The 15,447-nt window shown below is 52.3% G+C and carries 14 protein-coding genes and 1 pseudogene; 6 read left to right on the top strand and 9 right to left on the bottom strand.

The annotated features are described in order from the left end of the window. Positions 1 to 3: 3 nt before the first annotated feature. Together MIM_RS10570 and MIM_RS10565 are read right to left on the bottom strand one after the other, a co-directional pair. Positions 4 to 966: a Bug family tripartite tricarboxylate transporter substrate binding protein gene (locus MIM_RS10570; RefSeq protein WP_025372728.1), complete on the bottom strand. Its 963-nt coding sequence runs from the start codon at positions 964 to 966 to the stop codon at positions 4 to 6. 83 nt (positions 967 to 1,049) lie between these two features. Beyond that, on the bottom strand, positions 1,050 to 2,033 hold the full coding sequence (locus MIM_RS10565; RefSeq protein ID WP_025372727.1) for a Bug family tripartite tricarboxylate transporter substrate binding protein: 984 nt from the start codon (positions 2,031 to 2,033) through the stop codon (positions 1,050 to 1,052). Between the two features lie 414 nt (positions 2,034 to 2,447). On the opposite strand from MIM_RS10565, the gene MIM_RS10560 reads away from it, so the two are divergent. The 3 genes and pseudogenes from MIM_RS10560 to MIM_RS23500 form a co-directional block, all read left to right on the top strand. Next, positions 2,448 to 3,380 carry a LysR family transcriptional regulator gene (locus tag MIM_RS10560; protein WP_025372726.1) on the top strand — a complete coding sequence of 311 codons (933 nt, stop codon included), beginning with the start codon at positions 2,448 to 2,450 and terminating at the stop codon, positions 3,378 to 3,380. Between the two features lie 170 nt (positions 3,381 to 3,550). Next, entirely contained in the window at positions 3,551 to 4,531 is a 981-nt protein-coding gene (locus MIM_RS10555) for a Bug family tripartite tricarboxylate transporter substrate binding protein (RefSeq protein WP_025372725.1), read from the top strand. A 50-nt stretch (positions 4,532 to 4,581) separates the two neighbouring features. After that, positions 4,582 to 4,680: pseudogene (locus MIM_RS23500) on the top strand (LysR family transcriptional regulator); the annotation flags it as partial. 201 nt (positions 4,681 to 4,881) lie between these two features. Here the strand turns inward: MIM_RS23500 and MIM_RS10550 are convergent. Beyond that, positions 4,882 to 5,814, bottom strand: a complete 933-nt coding sequence (locus tag MIM_RS10550; RefSeq protein WP_025372724.1) for an aromatic alcohol reductase — start codon at positions 5,812 to 5,814, stop codon at positions 4,882 to 4,884. A 284-nt stretch (positions 5,815 to 6,098) separates the two neighbouring features. Between MIM_RS10550 and MIM_RS10545 the strand changes: the two genes are divergently transcribed. Both MIM_RS10545 and MIM_RS23590 read left to right on the top strand, forming a co-directional pair. Next, entirely contained in the window at positions 6,099 to 6,734 is a 636-nt protein-coding gene (locus MIM_RS10545; RefSeq protein WP_222836932.1) for a LysR family transcriptional regulator, read from the top strand. Beyond that, entirely contained in the window at positions 6,731 to 7,003 is a 273-nt protein-coding gene (locus MIM_RS23590; protein ID WP_222836965.1) for a LysR substrate-binding domain-containing protein, read from the top strand. The genes MIM_RS10545 and MIM_RS23590 overlap by 4 nt, the downstream gene beginning before the upstream one ends. Positions 7,004 to 7,708: 705 nt before the next feature. On the opposite strand, the gene MIM_RS10540 is transcribed toward MIM_RS23590, so the two are convergent. The 3 genes from MIM_RS10540 to MIM_RS10530 all read right to left on the bottom strand — a co-directional run bounded on the left by MIM_RS10540 (position 7,709) and on the right by MIM_RS10530 (position 11,150). Beyond that, entirely contained in the window at positions 7,709 to 9,295 is a 1,587-nt protein-coding gene (locus MIM_RS10540; RefSeq protein ID WP_025372723.1) for an aldehyde dehydrogenase (NADP(+)), read from the bottom strand. Positions 9,296 to 9,376: 81 nt separating this feature from the next. Continuing rightward, complete coding sequence (gene kdgD, locus MIM_RS10535) at positions 9,377 to 10,288, bottom strand: 5-dehydro-4-deoxyglucarate dehydratase (RefSeq protein WP_025372722.1); 912 nt, start codon at positions 10,286 to 10,288, stop codon at positions 9,377 to 9,379. Between the two features lie 97 nt (positions 10,289 to 10,385). Continuing rightward, entirely contained in the window at positions 10,386 to 11,150 is a 765-nt protein-coding gene (locus tag MIM_RS10530) for a FadR/GntR family transcriptional regulator (protein ID WP_025372721.1), read from the bottom strand. Positions 11,151 to 11,478: 328 nt separating this feature from the next. Between MIM_RS10530 and MIM_RS10525 the strand changes: the two genes are divergently transcribed. Continuing rightward, positions 11,479 to 12,747 (top strand): amidase, encoded by a 1,269-nt coding sequence (locus MIM_RS10525; RefSeq protein ID WP_158318723.1) that lies wholly within the window; start codon positions 11,479 to 11,481, stop codon positions 12,745 to 12,747. 91 nt (positions 12,748 to 12,838) lie between these two features. Here the strand turns inward: MIM_RS10525 and MIM_RS10520 are convergent, their stop codons facing one another. From MIM_RS10520 to MIM_RS10510, 3 genes are all read right to left on the bottom strand, one after another. Further along, a complete protein-coding gene (locus MIM_RS10520; protein ID WP_025372719.1) occupies positions 12,839 to 13,414 on the bottom strand; it encodes an ureidoglycolate lyase in 576 nt (191 codons plus the stop codon). 93 nt (positions 13,415 to 13,507) lie between these two features. Continuing rightward, positions 13,508 to 14,797: a TRAP transporter large permease gene (locus MIM_RS10515; RefSeq protein ID WP_025372718.1), complete on the bottom strand. Its 1,290-nt coding sequence runs from the start codon at positions 14,795 to 14,797 to the stop codon at positions 13,508 to 13,510. A gap of 3 nt (positions 14,798 to 14,800) precedes the next feature. Then, entirely contained in the window at positions 14,801 to 15,424 is a 624-nt protein-coding gene (locus tag MIM_RS10510; protein ID WP_025372717.1) for a TRAP transporter small permease subunit, read from the bottom strand. Positions 15,425 to 15,447 lie beyond the last annotated feature (23 nt).

The following is a 15,447-nucleotide window of genomic DNA, read 5'->3' as shown; positions in this document are numbered from 1 at the left end:
GGTTCACTCAAGAGGGATGTTGCTTTCTTTTGCAACATCCTTCCAGTGGGCCATATCTTTTTTCACGCGTTCCGTAAGCTCCTCAGGTGTGCTACTGACGACCTCGGAATGTCGCTCCTGCAAATACTGTCGGAATTCAGGCGTCTGCATCGCTTTGATGATGGCCGATCGCAATTGATCAGCAGTGCCCTGACTCGTATGACGGGATGCAAAAATAGCAAACCAGATGGAGCTTTCAAAACCCGGTATTTCCTCGGCAATGGCTGGCACCTCAGGCAAAGAGGGCACCCGCTTTGGCGAGGCAACGGCCAGGTAACTGAATTTTCCCGTATCCATAGCGCCCGCGCTCTCCAGACCGGTAACAAAAGTCGCGTATACGTCTTTTTGAATGATAGCGCGCAACACCTGAGATCCCCCCTGATAGGGAACATGCATCATATCCAGCCCGGCCAGCCTGGAAAATTCCGCTCCTGTGAGATGAGCAAGCGAGCCAATGCCGGAAGAACCGTAGTTCAAATGGCCCTTGTTGTCCTTTGCCCACTGCAAGAAATCTTTAAGTGTCCTGAACTTTTGATCGGAACGAGCAAGCAGCACCAGCGGCATCACCGCTACTGTCGTCAATGGTTTCAGATCATTGATCGGGTCGTAACTCGTCTTGCGCAATGCCGGCACAATGGCATTAGGCCCCGGATTGCCGAACAGAATGGTATTTCCGTCCGAGGTATCACGAGCGACATATTCAGTGCCAATAGTTCCAGCCGCACCTGGTTTGTTTTCGACAACTACTGTTCGTCCCAACACATCCCCCAGTGGTTTCTGCAGAAGGCGGGCAACATGATCCGTCGTTCCGCCGGGAGAATAGGGCACAACCAGTTTAAGCGGTTCGGCACCTTGCGCAAATGCACCGGACACGGGCAACCCGGCCAGCGCAAGCACGAGAACGCTGTTAAGCAACGTGTGTTTCATTGATTTTCCTTGTTCTGAGTCGTGCCTTCCTACCTGGAGGCACCATCGTTGGCTTTCGCTTCACTTCATACCGGCAAGCGCTTTCAGCCGGGTTGTAATCCCGCTTTCCTTATCAGGGTTGCGTATTTTTCTTCTTCGTCGAGTAAAAATCGATTGAATTGAGTGGGTTCCTCAAGGTTCGAAATCTCCTGGCCCATTGACTTCAGGCGCGCGACGACGCCGGGGTCATGTCTTACTTGTCGCAACGCATCTCCCAAGGTATTGACAACAGCAGCAGGCGTGCCTGCCGCAGCCAATAGCCCCACGAAAATGTTGTAAGTCACTGCCGGATAGCCAAGTTCGGTGAACGTAGGGATATCGCCGAAGGCAGCATTGCGATGTTCCGAAGTAATCGCCAGCGCTCGTAACTGCCCCGACTGCAGGGACGACTGAAGGGAGGTGGACGTACCCAGCATGGAATCAACGCGACCAGGAATCACATCCTGCAATGCAGCAGCAACGCCTTTGTACGGGACGTGTGTCAATTTGATTTTTGCTTCCTGCATGAACATTTCAACAGGCAGATGAGACGTTGTCCCTTGTCCGCCCGAACCGAAAGTGATGCTACCGGGTTTAGCCTTAGCCGCCGCTACAAGTTCAGCCAGGGATCTATACGGCGATTGTGCGCTCACCACCAGAATGCCAGGCGCGCGTGCCATTTCAGCGATGCCCATCAGGTCATTCTTCATGCTGTATCCCGCATTGCTGACAAAGTGCGGCATGGTGACGACCGTATTGGCGGCAGCCAGTAGAAGATAACCATCGTGAGGTGCACCGGCTACTTTTCGTGTGGCGATCATGGAGCTGGCCCCCGGCAGATTTTCAACCACGACCTGCTGCTTCAACAGTGCGGAAAGCTTTTCGGCATAAAGGCGGCTGGCGATATCCAGCAATGCGCCGGGTTCACTTCCTACGACGATTTTTATTAATTTATTGGGGTAGCCAGTTTCGGTCGCAGCACGTACTGGCAAGCCGAAAGCGGATCCGGCAACGCTCGCCATGCCGATCAGAAAGCGACGTCTTTTCATAAATGTCTCCTGGTTCTGTTTCTTCAGATTATTCAGTTAGGTTAAGTGACATGGGCTTGCATGAATGCATTCTGTTATACGATTTTGCCGACCGGGTCAATTGTCCGGCTCTTTGCAAAGCTCATGTAGTTGCATAGTTTCATTGCCTCGCCGGAGATGGTCAAGTTAACTTTATAAGATACCTTGGTAAGTTTCTCTGACTACAATGCGTGATCGCGCGGATGCGATTACATCAGCGGCGGACTGGAACGAGGGTAATCCCTGACGGGCAGATTATGGTGCTGCGGCTCGTTCTCACTGATGAGCACCGGCTTATTAGCGGCAAACGAATGAATTTGGCGCCGCCACGACAAAGATTATGTATATTGCTATGTCAAGTGACATATATTTTCTAATTTGTGAGCTGTATCGCTTATGGAATTACGACACCTTCGATATTTTATTGCCTCTGCCGAGGAAGAACATTTCGGGCGCGCATCCGAACGACTGTGTGTAACGCGTCCTGCCGTGTCGCAGATCATTGCCAACCTGGAAGACGAGCTGGGCGTCCAGTTATTTGAGCGTCATGCCCATAAAATCAAACTCACTGCCGCCGGCGCCGCGTTTCTTCCCCGGCTGAAAGCCCTCATGATTGAACTTGAGGAGGCGGTGGTACTTACGCAAAGAATCGGGCAGGGAAAAAGCGGAGCGCTCATACTTGCATATGGCTCATTATCTCTGTATCACCCGATTCTGCGAGCAGCGGTCAAAGAGTATCGGGAACAATATCCCGATGTGACCCTGTCATTTATTGAAATGCCGACCTCTGAGCAGACAAAAGCACTTGCCGACGGGCGCATCCATATCGGATTTATGCATTTCGGCCCGCAAGCGCCCACATCGGTAAAAGGCCAGGATGTGAATCAGTCAAATGTCAGGAATATACATCTTGATCATTACTCGATTCAGTCGGGTGGGCTTGGCGTTGTGGTCTATAAGGACCACCCGCTGGCCAAGCGGAAATCAGTATCATTAGCAGAGCTGGCCAACGAACAGTTCGTCGTTGTACCCAATTCCAGTATCTCACCGGGATATGGTCACTTATTTACCCTGTGTAAGGAAGCGGGCTTCGAGCCACGCATTACCCAGGAAGTACGCACGATTGCCTCGCAATTGAATCTGATTTCTGTCGGTTTAGGAATCGGTTTGTCGGTCATCGGCCCACATTTCACCTATCCGCATAATCTGTCCGTTATCAAACTAAGCGACCTTAACTACGAAACATCTTTTCAAATCGGTTGGCGCAATGATCAGGTTGAGCCGGCGCTGGCCCAGTTTATCGATATTGTGAAAAAATTATCTGCCTGAACGTCAATGTAATCAGCTCCGATATCTACGGAACATGAAGAGAGAAGGGAATAGAAGCGAAAGAAAACCTAACCATAGCCTGCACAAAATACGACTCGACGCGGGTTCTCATCAATCGGTAGACTCAGGATAACGATTCTAATGAACGACCGTCCTAAGGAGACCCGGTAATGAGGAGACGCGCTTTTCTTGCTCTAATTGCTTTCCCACTTTATGCCCAGCCGCTTTTTGCAGGCGATACAGCAGATTCAAATTCCTATCCAGACAAACCCGTGCGTGTGATCGTACCTACCTCGGCTGGTGGCATGACCGACCAGGTCGCAAGATTGTATGCGGAGTACCTCTCTGTTCAGTTGAAACAATCCTTTGTCGTGGAGAATATGCCTGGTGCGAGCACAATGCTTGCGTCACGTTATGTAGCAAGGGCACCGGCGAACGGATACACGCTTTTGGTTACCGCCAACAGTATCGTAACGATTCCCGTGGTGACCAAAGATACCGGGTATCAGTTAAAGGACTTCACCGGCATTGGCGAGGTTGGCCGGGCACCTTCTTTGTTGGTGGTGAGCGGAGATTCTCCCTATAAAACATTGCCCGAATTGATTAAGGCCGCAAGGGATAAACCGGGCAACCTCACATATGCCTTTACCGGTTACGGTACGACATCCCATATTACCGCACAACTATTTGCTCAACAGGCCAAAATAACACTTACCGGTGTGCCGTATAAGGGTATTTCTCTGGCCGTGCCCGATGTGACTTCCAAGCGGGTGGATTTCATGATGGGACCGATTACATCCACAGAAGCACTTATCAAGAGCGGCAAGATGCGTGCACTGGCCATTACAGCAGATACGCGCTCAGCGGCATTGCCCGATGTACCGACCTTTAAAGAATCCGGCTATGCCGATGCCACCTACAATCTGGTTTTTGGCATGGTCGCACCGGCAGGCCTGAACACGGAAATCACGCAAAGACTCTCTACCGCGCTAGAATCTGCAAAAAATGACCCTGAGTTTGGGCAACGACTGCAAAACATTGGTTTACATCCTTCGGACATACGCACATCGGCGCAGTACAATGCATTTCTTGCCGATGAACAAAAATTGTCACTGGCGCTGGCAAGAGAGGCAGGGTTGGATACGCATTGAACCTGCTCACTGAGATTTTTTGACGGTGCCATTTTGACCGTGCCTGAATTATGGAGTTAAGACATATTCGCTATTTGGTGGCTGCCGCAGAAGAAGAACACTTCGGCAGGGCAGCCGAACGCCTGAATGTAACCCGCTCTGCTGTATCTCACATTAGCCATCGAACAAGATGGGGACCTGTAGCTGGCCAAGCTACAGGGTAGGGGCACGCGCCTCGTGTGCCAGCACGAGAAATGGTTGCCATGCGCCCGGCGTTAATCTGAAAATTAAACGAATCTCGATTTGACTTAATTTTCTGAGGCTCTGGCGTTTAGCTACTCATTTCAATAGCTAATTTGAATACGGTTCTGTTATAAGCCAAGCTCCGCTTTCAGGTATTGTTCGACATCGGTCGTCTCGTAACCGTTTCGAGCATTAAAGGTCCCGGATTTTTCCCACCACATACCATCGCCCAAGGCGAAAGCCGCACGATAGCGTGCCATTACGTCATCTGGCGTTTTCGCCAGATCTGTGCGCAGTTTGTCCAGCGTCCATATTTCTTTTTCAAAGATTTGACCCGTGACACGTTCAATGACCTCTGCAAGTCGCCCATAAGATATTGTGTCACCCGCCACGTAGACGACTTCGTTCACAATCCTTGGCTCGGCCAGTAGAATTTCTGTGGTGAGCCGCCCAATATCTTCAGGAGTGGTGACGGTTACTTTTGTCTGCCAGTCACCCAGGCCGTGAATGGTTTTCTGCTTCAGGTTCACGACATCGAACGCCGGCTCAAACAGGAAACTTGTAAACATGCCAGTTGAAATGATGACCCATTCCGTGTTTTGTTGGCCTCGCAACAATTGGCGAACCGCATATTGCTCGTCAAATACAGGTTGCCCGCTACCCTGACCAACGATGTCGTAATCCACGCCGAATTGCCATGGAAAGTAACGTCTGACCCCGGCTTTCAGTACGGCTCTGGTGAGTTTTAACTGCGTGCCGGGACCGGCTACAAAGCCCGAACAGTTCAAGACCGTGTCGTACTTCTCGAAAAGGCCTGCAAGCAAGGCCTCGTCAGACGCCAGATCAAATCCAATGATCTGAACGCCCAGCAGGCGAAGCTCAGCCAGGACCTCGGCATCGCGTTCTGATGGATGATCGAGCGTATTTGGAGATATCAAGGCCGTGACTGCTATATTCGTAGCCCGGGCGCGGGGCGCAAGTTTTCTTAACACAGCCATTCCGAGCTGACCTGCCCCCAGTACGAGCATGTTCTGATGTTGTTTCAAGTGAATTTGATTCATTGCTGGATTCCTTAATAATTTCGATATAATCGTTGTGACCAGCATTCAGAATTAAATAACATCATGACGGCCATTAACGATCAGGGTTTGTTCAATAACCTATATTTTTTATGGGCTTCTCTAGAACTCAGTGTGAATCATGCCTCAGAACAACGCAGTGATAAAGACCGGACAGTCAAATTTAATATTTGAATTTATGCAATAATAAAAATCATCCACACCGCTTGCGAATGCAAGTCTTCACAACGATACGGTTTTTTGTTTAAACCGCGGAGCTAAGTCACATGGATAGATTCCAGGCGATGGAAACCTTCGTTCGGGTTATTGAGTCCGGTAGCTTCAAGAAAGCGGCCGACACGATGCAAGTGCTGCCTTCCACCGTTACCCGCACGATCAAGGAGCTTGAATCGCACATAGGCGTGCGTTTGTTGAACAGGACAACGCGCGCGTTAAGCGTTACGAATGCGGGTTTACGGTACTACGATGCCTGTAAGACACTCTTGCGTGATGTACAACTGACAGAGGAAGCTGCATCGCAGAAATCAGGCGTACTACGTGGATCTATCAGGGTCGGCGCTACTTCCACGCTGGCCAAGAACTTTATCATTCCTGCCTTAAGCGCCTTTACGGATCGCTATCCCGAAATCGATATCGATTTCCATTTGGCGGATGCCACTGTAGATATTGTTCAGCAGGGCATCGATTGTGTCATCAGGACCGGGACGCTGCAGCCATCACGGCTTGTCGGTCGGCGCATAGGTAGATTTCACTGGTACGTATGCGGCTCACCGGATTACATCAGGCAGTACGGAACACCCACCAGCACAGCTGCGCTGGCGGACCATATAGCGGTGGGATACGTCGGCAACCATCTGGTCGTCCCTATAGTTGGACGTTTTCCGAAGGGGGAAAACGGGTGACGATTCCGATAACGAGCCGTGTCAGCGTCAACGACACTGATGCTTACGTCGCTGCCGGCGCCGCTGGCTTTGGCCTGATTCGTGTCGCCAGTTACATGGTGAGACAGCATATTGCTGCCGGCCGGCTGGTCAGGGTTCTGGAGGATATTGAAGCCCCGCCCGAGCCGATATCTGTTTTGTATCCGCAAAGCCGCCACCTTTCCCCTGCCATTCGCGCTTTTATTGACTGGTGCTCGGAGATGATTGCAAAAGAAGCAGCCGACTGGTAAGGGTTACCATGGGCTCAATCATCTTCACGGATTCGCAGTACCGCAGACAGTAGAGCAGGGGGTCGGTTTGAGACGCCAATAGCACAAGTTGCTGTCCGGAACCCACCTATAAGTTGCAAGGCAAGTCCATAGTCACTTTGAATGAACTATCCTGATAGCCGAGCGCTATTTGAAGACTCAATGATTGACAAGACGAGTATCAACGATATGGCCCAGGCTGGCAAAGCACAGACCGGCCCGGGCAGATAATCTTCAGCCAGGCCGTAAAGGAGAATCCGGGCAATTGCGCGTTGCTGAGCCGATCAATGTGTAGTGCACAACAGCTCCTTCAATTGTCAATGCGCTGGCGTAAGCCACGCTAGCATAGCTGACCACCGTTGGTGACGACATTGAGTTTAGCAACGGTAGGGTGAGCATTTTTGTATTTGTGATTCTATGCAGGCCGTCAAAAAGAGTCTGGGTTAAGTCGACGTACGAAGCAGTATGATGAGCAGCTCTTTGATGACACCACGAGAGCGAAATCCATTACAGCCCAAACGCCACAAACGAGATCAATAACTAACTTTACATAATATATATTATGCGAATATCAGATGGGCAGAAAAGGCTCACAACCTGCCGCTATACGTGATGCAAAAATCGACAGGACCGGGTCCAACCACCAGCCATGCCTTCTGGTCGATTCGCCCTCGGTCCTGGAATGTATTAACCCTTGCGGAACTCTCCATCGATCAGCCGGAAAATCCCGATGGAATTATTCCGTTTCAGCGGCTCAGGAAGTAATTCATCTGGCATATCCTGATAACACACGGGACGCAGGAAACGGTCAATGGCGCTTGCGCCGACTGAAGTAAACATGGCATTGGAACTGGCGGGAAACGGTCCGCCGTGAACCATGGCATGGCAAACTTCAACCCCCGTCGGAAAGCCATTCACCAGAATGCGGCCTGCTTTACGCTCAAGCAGCGGCATCAGGCGAGCTACAGCGGGATAGTCGTCGGGCTCAATGTGCAAGGTGGCCGTCAGTTGTCCCTCTAACGCCTGCGCAAGTTGCACAAGCTCTTCCATATTTTTTGCGCGAACGATGATAGTGGCGGGTCCGAACATTTCAGCATGCAGGTCGGTGTTCTCCAGAAACCGTGACACGTCGGTTGCATACACTGCCGCGCGAGCAGCATTTGACTTGTCATCCGCGTCCAGTCCAAGGCCAACTGTTTGCACGCCATCGGCCATTTGCACCCTGGCATTGCCAGCCACGTAGGCTTCGTGAATAGGTCCTGTCAGCATGGTTTGCACTTGCTTTTCACGCACAGCATCAGCCACTGATTGTAAGAATGGCTCAAGCTGCGGGCTATCAATCGCCAGGATCAATCCGGGATTTGTGCAGAACTGGCCTGCGCCCAGAGTCAGTGAATCCGCCAGGCCGCGCGCTATTTCTGCACCGCGGCGGCTCAAGGCCGCCGGCATGACAAAGACCGGATTGATGCTGCTCATTTCGGCATAGACCGGAATCGGTTCAGGACGATTGGCTGCGATTTGCATTAATGCCAATCCGCCCTGTCTGGATCCGGTGAATCCCACTGCTTTGATCAATGGATGAGCGACAAGCTGCTCCCCTACTTCACGTCCCCTGCCAAAAAGCAAGGAAAAGACCCCTTCTGGTAGTCCGTGTTCACTAACGGCTTTCTGTATTGCGCGTCCAACCAGTTCTGATGTACCCAAATGGGCACTATGTGCTTTGACGATGACCGGTGCGCCAGCGGCCAAAGCGGCGGCGGTATCGCCACCCGCGACAGAAAACGCGAGCGGAAAATTACTGGCGCCGAAGACGGCAACCGGGCCTAAAGGTATTTTGGCAAGCCGTAAATCCGCACGTGGCAACGGTTCGCGTTCCGGTTGCGCTGTATCAATCGTGGCGGACAAAAAATGACCATCACGCACCACTTGGGCAAACAGGCGTAACTGACCCACCGTGCGACCACGCTCGCCTTGCAGCCGTGCTATAGGCAGGCCCGTTTCAGCATGCGCCCGTTCCAGCAGAACGTCACCGATGCCCATAATATTGTCGGCAATCGATTCCAGGAAGGCCGCACGGCTGCTTAACGGCAAATGACGGTAAGCATCGAGTGCCTCGTCGGCCAATTGCGCTGCGCGCTCAACCTCCTGGCGACCACCAAGGTAAAAGACAGGTTGCGGGATATCAGTATTGGTGGCGGGATTGAATGCGAGCTGACTGCCAGCGTTGCCGCGCACGGCACTTGCGCCGATCAGCATTTCACCATTTAAGATCATGTGGTTGTTCTCCATGACAGGTTTCCAGATTATCCCGACCAGGCGGCCGGGATTGGGTTGTATCACCGTTCTAAACAGAAACTACTGCAGGTCGTTAACGCTGTCGATCAATTGTCTGAGCTGTTCTTTTTCTGCCGCCTCGAGATTGGTCAATGGCCACCGTACCGCGCCCGGCGTGCGCCCGATCAATTCAACGCCCGCTTTGATTGCCGAAACGGCATAACCCGGCTGACGGTCACGAATCTGCACAAATGGGAAGAAAAACCGTTCGAGTATTTCGTTCATGGTTGCGTTATCGTTGGCTCGCAAGGCATTATAGAATCGTAAGGCCATACCGGGCACAAAATTGAATACAGCGGACGAGTACGTTGTCAGACCGATGCCGTTGAAGCCTTGGGCGAACAGTTCATGGGTGGGCATGCCACCGATATAGCAAAGGCGATCACCCAGCTTAGCGGTAATATGACGTACCAGATCCGTTTTCCCGGTCCCATCCTTGAAGCCGATCAGGTTTGGACACGCGTCAGCCAGGCGGGCAATGGTGTCTGCAGTAGCAACTGAATTGGCTCGGTTATACACAATGACGCCCAGTCCGGTCGAATCGCAGACGGCTTTCACGTGCTGGAAAATCCCCTCCTGAGGCACATTCATAAGGTAATGCGGAAGGAGCAGCAGACCATCAGCGCCAGCCTCTTCGGCCAATCGTGCAATATCCTGAGCAAGGGCGGTGCCGTAGCCGCAGCCTGCGATAATCGGCATCTCCCCTGCCGCTTCCTTGGCTGCTTTGGTCGTAGCGGCGATTTCCGCGGGCGTCAGCGAAAATAATTCACCCGTGCCGCCCGCGGCAAACAAACCAGCAGCATCAAATCCTGATAACCAATTGACATGGCTCTGATAGCTCTCCAGATTCAGGCTGAGATCTTCATTGAAATGTGTGACAGGAAACGAAAGCAAACCCGTTGAGATACGTTTTTTTATTTCTTGCGGAAACATAAGACGTCATTATCCTCTAAAGTAATATTATGAATTAAACAAAATCATAGTATGACTTTAGAGAAGTGTCAATCGCAATTGTGATGCGTAAGCGTAATCAGGCTTTTGCGTCTGTTATTTGCTCAGGAAGCGAGACACCCGCCTTACGTGCCATCGATCGGTAGCGTTGCAGGCCGATTTGCAAATGCGTACGCATTGCTTCGCGCGCCAATTGAGCATCCCCTGCGCTGATGGCGGCCGCGATCGCGGAATGTTCCGCCAGGATTGTATGATCCCGACTGGGCAGATCCATACCTCCGGTGATACTGCGTAATTTCACGCGTGGAATCATGCGACGGCCGATGTGCCCAAGGAACGACTTGAATCGTGCATTGTTGGTGGCCGCAGCGATGGCCATATGAAAGCAAAAATCGGCTTCATCTGTAGGTTTGCCTGCCTGGCTGAGTTGAGCAAACCATTCTATTTGGTACAAAATCTCGGCTTCCTGAGCTGGCGACCGGCGTAAGGCTGCCAATCCTGCAGCCTCTACCTCTATGCCGATGCGCAATTCCAGTTCTTCGATAATGTCAGAAATTCGGTCTGAGGCGGGGGCCAGCAGCAACGTCAGCTCAGAAGGCTCCGGGGGGGCTAGCACGAATACGCCCGCGCCCTGCCGCGATTCCAGCAATCGATCGGCCCTCAGGGCGGCGATGGCCTCGCGAATAACCGTTCGACTGTAGCCGAACTGTTCAATAAGCACGGGTTCCGTAGGCAGTTTATCGCCTGGCGCGTACTCGCCCCGCTCTATGCGCGCGCGCAATTGGTCTGCGACCTGGGCCGACAGGGCTTTTTTTCTGGGACTGGACTGGGTATCTTTTGTCATTTGGCTTCTCCTGGCACAATCGTACTGCCTGAACGGGAGATTTTGTCATTTAACGCGTCATTGTGCAACAAACACTGCCCTGCCTGCAGTGCATTTGTGATAACCCCAAGCCGGTTAATTGATAAAAATTTTTTTTCTTCGGCCGTGACGTTTCCCTGTATCCTCGGACTCTGCACTTTCGTAGTCTGTCCGGCAAAGATATGCAGGACAGATTCCCCTGGAACACACCACGACAAAGGAGTTTTTAATGGCTTTATTCCTGGATTCGATCGATAACTGCATAACGCAGCAAACGGCCGCTGAGCGGGACGCATTGATACGAGACAGAATGCAATTCATACGCAAACGTAATGAAAATGTACGCGCTTTCGTCCATCTTGCAGAGGAACCAGTTCAGGAACGTCTCCTGCGCAGCCAGAGCGTACCAATGTTAAGTGGCGTACCTCTTGCCGTGAAAGACCTGATTGATGTCGCTGGCATGCCTACGCGTCTTGGTTGCCGCGCAGTCGATCTGCGACCGCAACAGCATGCCTTGGTAATCGCCAATCTTCTGGGCGAAGGCGCCGTCATCGCCGGCAAAAGCCATACCACCGAGTTTGCCATGAGCGGCTGGGGTGTAAGTCCTCTGGGTCGCCCGCTCAATCCGATTGACGCATCAGATGTCTATTTCTCTGGCGGCTCAAGCAACGGTTCGGCCAGTGCAGTCGCTGCCGGGTTAGTGCCGGCCGCGTTGGGAACCGATACAGGGGGTTCGGTACGCATCCCCTCATCCTGGTGCGGCATTACGGGACTTAAGGGTTCCCCGGGGTGGGTCAGCACCAAAGGTGTGGCGGCGCTCAGTCAGCGCTTTGACGTGGTTGGCCCAATGGCGCGTACCGCAAGCGATGTACGTTTGCTCTATCGGGCGATGTTGCCAGCGGCGCGGCGTCAAGTACTGGAAAAAGGGCTGGAGCAGGCAACAGCGCAGCCATTGCCGACACTGGTTTTTCTGGATGATGCCAGTTTGCCTGAAGCAGATGCAGACATGCTGGCCAGCTATCGGGATAGCCAGGCACGTTGCGAGGCACTTGGTTTTCCAGTCAGCATCGCTCGCATTCCTGTGAGCTTTGCACAAATGTCACAGGTCTGGGCGGGGCTATCCGGAACAGAAGGATATCTGAACAATCGACAATGGGTAGATGATCCTGCGGCGCCACTGGATGATGCTGTACGCGAGAGCCTCACGCAGTCAGGCAGAACAGATCTTGCCAGCTATTTCAATTTGCTCAATCGCGCAGGTCAATACCGCGAGCAAATTGAATCCCTGCTGCCCGCAGGCGGAATGCTGGTTGTACCAACAACAAGCACCCCTGCTACCCGGCTGACGCAATTCGATCCCCAGCGGCCCCTGGGCATTTACACCCGATTTGTCAATCTGATTCAAGGTTGCGCCATCGCGGTTCCCAATGGTTTTACTCACGATCAGCGTCCAACCTCGATGCAGTTTGTAGCAGGCTACGGACAGGATGCCGCCGTCTTGCATGCGGCCATTCAATGGCAGGCACAGACTGACTGGCACGAGCAGGTACGCCGTTTGCACCAGCAACAAATGCAATAACAAATGAAATAATCACAGACCAACAAAATGGCGGGCATTATGCCCGCCATCGTTCTGATATCCTTTTATCAAGGCTAGCCAGTAGTATCCATCAGCCTTGCCGGCCTTGCGGATCCTGTACAAGAAACCGGGTTTGATGCGTATGTGCAAAATCGACGAACTCAGTTTGCTGTGGAAGCGGGCCGCCGGCCAGATGCCGTTCAATTTCATGTTGCGTATCGTGGTCGGTAATGAAGGCCAGATCAATATATGCAGCACCTACCGGAAATCGAGCGAGCGAATGCCATACATCCTGCCACAGGAGAACGCCGCAGTCTCCCTCTATATAGAAAGCCCTGACATCCGACGGCGCTACCGATTGTCGCCCGTCGCTCCCCTTGCCCACAACCATAATGTAGGGAACGCCGCCCAATGGGAAGAAGCATTGGCTCACGTGCAGGTGTTTTTCCATAACAGAGAATTCACGTCCCTTGTCATGATACCGATTGAACATAATTTGCGGGTCAGAGCCCGAAGTAAACGGTAAGCGCCACGACTCGACGGCACCGCTGGCCAGATTGGCCGCCACCTTTTCTGGTCGTCGCACCAGCATACCGAAAGGTGCGAAAGAAACCTCATCTGCAATTTCACAATGAAGTTCAACGGTGGATATAACAGGTGTATTCATTATATTATATCGCCTTATCAAAATAGTACAATTGCAATAACGGTCACGACAGCCAGGCGGGCGTAACCATGCTCAGCCTGGCTGCAGCGTGACTTAAGAGACAGAGAACTGCGTCGGAAGCCATAGCGCAATCTGCGGCAACACTAAGAGCAAGCCGAGCATAAGCAACAACGCCAGGCAAAATGGCAATGCGCCAATAATCACATCGATAAATTTACCTTCAGCCCGGATACTCTGAACAACAAACAGATTGATGCCGAATGGCGGTGTTAACTGCCCCATTTCACACAGCAGGATAAGCATGACGCCAAACCAGATTGGATCGAAACCCATGGCCACGACAATCGGCACAGTCAGAGGCGCAGTCATCACCATCATTGCGAGCGTATCCATAAAGCATCCCAGAAGAATATAAAATGCAATCAACGCCAGCATCGTGCCCATGGGAGATAGTTGCAGTCCCACGACGAAATCAACAAGTTCTGTTGTCAGGCCGATAGAAGAAAGGACGAAGTTGAGGAAGAATGCCGATAGCGTGATCAGAATGATCATACCGGTAGTGCGCATGGTGGACTCAAAGGCATGTCGCAGCGTCGTCAGGTTGAGCGCCTTCTTTGACCACGCAAGCCCGAGTGCTGCAATAACGCCCAGCGCAGCCGATTCGCTGGCCGTGGCAATGCCGCTATAGATAACACCGATTACCAATACGAAGATGGCCAGCGGCGGTAACAAGTGAGGCAAACTTTCAAGTCGTTCGCGCCACGTCACCTCTACCGGCTTTCCTGTCACGCCCGGTCGCAGCACGCCAATACCAACAATCACGAGAACGAACATGCTCGTCAGAATCAGGGCCGGTACCGTTGCGGCCAGGTAAAGCTTTGGAACGGAGACGTTAGCGATCAGCGCAAATACAATCATATTGATTGATGGAGGAATAAGAATTCCCAGCGTTCCTCCAGCCGCGATTGATCCGAGAAAAAGCGGCGCGCTGTATCCGGCTTTACGCTGTTCCGGCAGTGCAAGCGTTGAGATGGTTGCGGCCGTGGCAACGCTGGATCCGCTGGTAGCCGAAAAGAGCGCAGATGCGCCGATATTCGCGTTCATGAGTCCGCCAGGAAGCCAGGAAACCCATTTTGATACGGCTCCGTACATGCGGCCCGCAATGCCTGAGCAAACAAGCAATTCGCCCATCAGTACGTAAAGCGGGATTGCCACCAGCAGGAATTCGGCGCTCGAACCCCAGGCTAGCTCACCGATGGCATTGCTAAGCGGCAGTGGTGAAAATAACTCGGAAAGTGCTAAGCCCAACACCCCGACCGTAGCGGCGGCAGTGACGCTCATCGCGAGCAGCCCTAACAAGAAAAGAACGGTAAACGACAACATGGCTTATTTCTCCGCGACGGCCAAAGCCTGATGGGTGGGACACGGGTCCGTTTCAAGGACCACCTCTTCATTGATTTCTTCTTCTACAGAATGGATGCCGATCAGTGCACTGACCTCACGTGGTCTGCGCTTTACAATCAGATAAACGGCGCAGAACATCAGCGCCAGAATGGTGATCAGGAAAAATACATACCCTGCGAACCATAGTGACTGTGGAATCCATTGAGGCACCTGCAATGGTGTATTCGACACGGCATTGAAAGAAATCGAATCTGCCAGTACTTGCCATGCGTGATACGTCAATACGGCGACGAACACGCCCAGACAAAACAACGCAAACAGATCGAGTCCGATACGTACCTGGCGTGGCAAATGGGTATAAACAACGTCCACACGAATATGTGACCGGCGCAGCAGCGTGATCGGAAATGCCCAGGCACTAACGATTGCCAGTACATACCCGGCAATTTCATCGGCGCCACCCATTGACCATCCTATCCACTTTCGCATGACCAGATCAATCACAATCAGCATAGAGGAAACCAACAGGCAGGCACCGCCTATCCAGGCTCCGCAGCGAGCGACGGCGTCAAGCATGCGCTTGGGCGCAAATGTTTGCAGTTCCATATACAAAACCCTTTATATCGTGG

It is taken from the genome of Advenella mimigardefordensis DPN7, assembly GCF_000521505.1.
GTDB classification, from domain to species: Bacteria; Pseudomonadota; Gammaproteobacteria; order Burkholderiales; family Burkholderiaceae_B; genus Advenella; species Advenella mimigardefordensis.
This window is presented reverse-complemented; position numbering and strand designations above follow the sequence as displayed.

Excerpts from the sequence above, each read along its gene's own strand:
- MIM_RS10545 (WP_222836932.1), top strand. The coding sequence starts at position 6,099 with ATGGATAGATTCCAGGCGATGGAAACCTTCGTTCGGGTTATTGAGTCC.
- MIM_RS10550 (WP_025372724.1), bottom strand. The coding sequence starts at position 5,814 with ATGAATCAAATTCACTTGAAACAACATCAGAACATGCTCGTACTGGGG.
- MIM_RS10560 (WP_025372726.1), top strand. The coding sequence starts at position 2,448 with ATGGAATTACGACACCTTCGATATTTTATTGCCTCTGCCGAGGAAGAA.
- MIM_RS10520 (WP_025372719.1), bottom strand. The coding sequence starts at position 13,414 with ATGAATACACCTGTTATATCCACCGTTGAACTTCATTGTGAAATTGCA.
- kdgD (WP_025372722.1), bottom strand. The coding sequence starts at position 10,288 with ATGTTTCCGCAAGAAATAAAAAAACGTATCTCAACGGGTTTGCTTTCG.
- MIM_RS10555 (WP_025372725.1), top strand. The coding sequence starts at position 3,551 with ATGAGGAGACGCGCTTTTCTTGCTCTAATTGCTTTCCCACTTTATGCC.
- MIM_RS10540 (WP_025372723.1), bottom strand. The coding sequence starts at position 9,295 with ATGATCTTAAATGGTGAAATGCTGATCGGCGCAAGTGCCGTGCGCGGC.
- MIM_RS10570 (WP_025372728.1), bottom strand. The coding sequence starts at position 966 with ATGAAACACACGTTGCTTAACAGCGTTCTCGTGCTTGCGCTGGCCGGG.
- MIM_RS10530 (WP_025372721.1), bottom strand. The coding sequence starts at position 11,150 with ATGACAAAAGATACCCAGTCCAGTCCCAGAAAAAAAGCCCTGTCGGCC.
- MIM_RS10510 (WP_025372717.1), bottom strand. The coding sequence starts at position 15,424 with ATGGAACTGCAAACATTTGCGCCCAAGCGCATGCTTGACGCCGTCGCT.
- MIM_RS10565 (WP_025372727.1), bottom strand. The coding sequence starts at position 2,033 with ATGAAAAGACGTCGCTTTCTGATCGGCATGGCGAGCGTTGCCGGATCC.
- MIM_RS10515 (WP_025372718.1), bottom strand. The coding sequence starts at position 14,797 with ATGTTGTCGTTTACCGTTCTTTTCTTGTTAGGGCTGCTCGCGATGAGC.
- MIM_RS10525 (WP_158318723.1), top strand. The coding sequence starts at position 11,479 with ATGCAATTCATACGCAAACGTAATGAAAATGTACGCGCTTTCGTCCAT.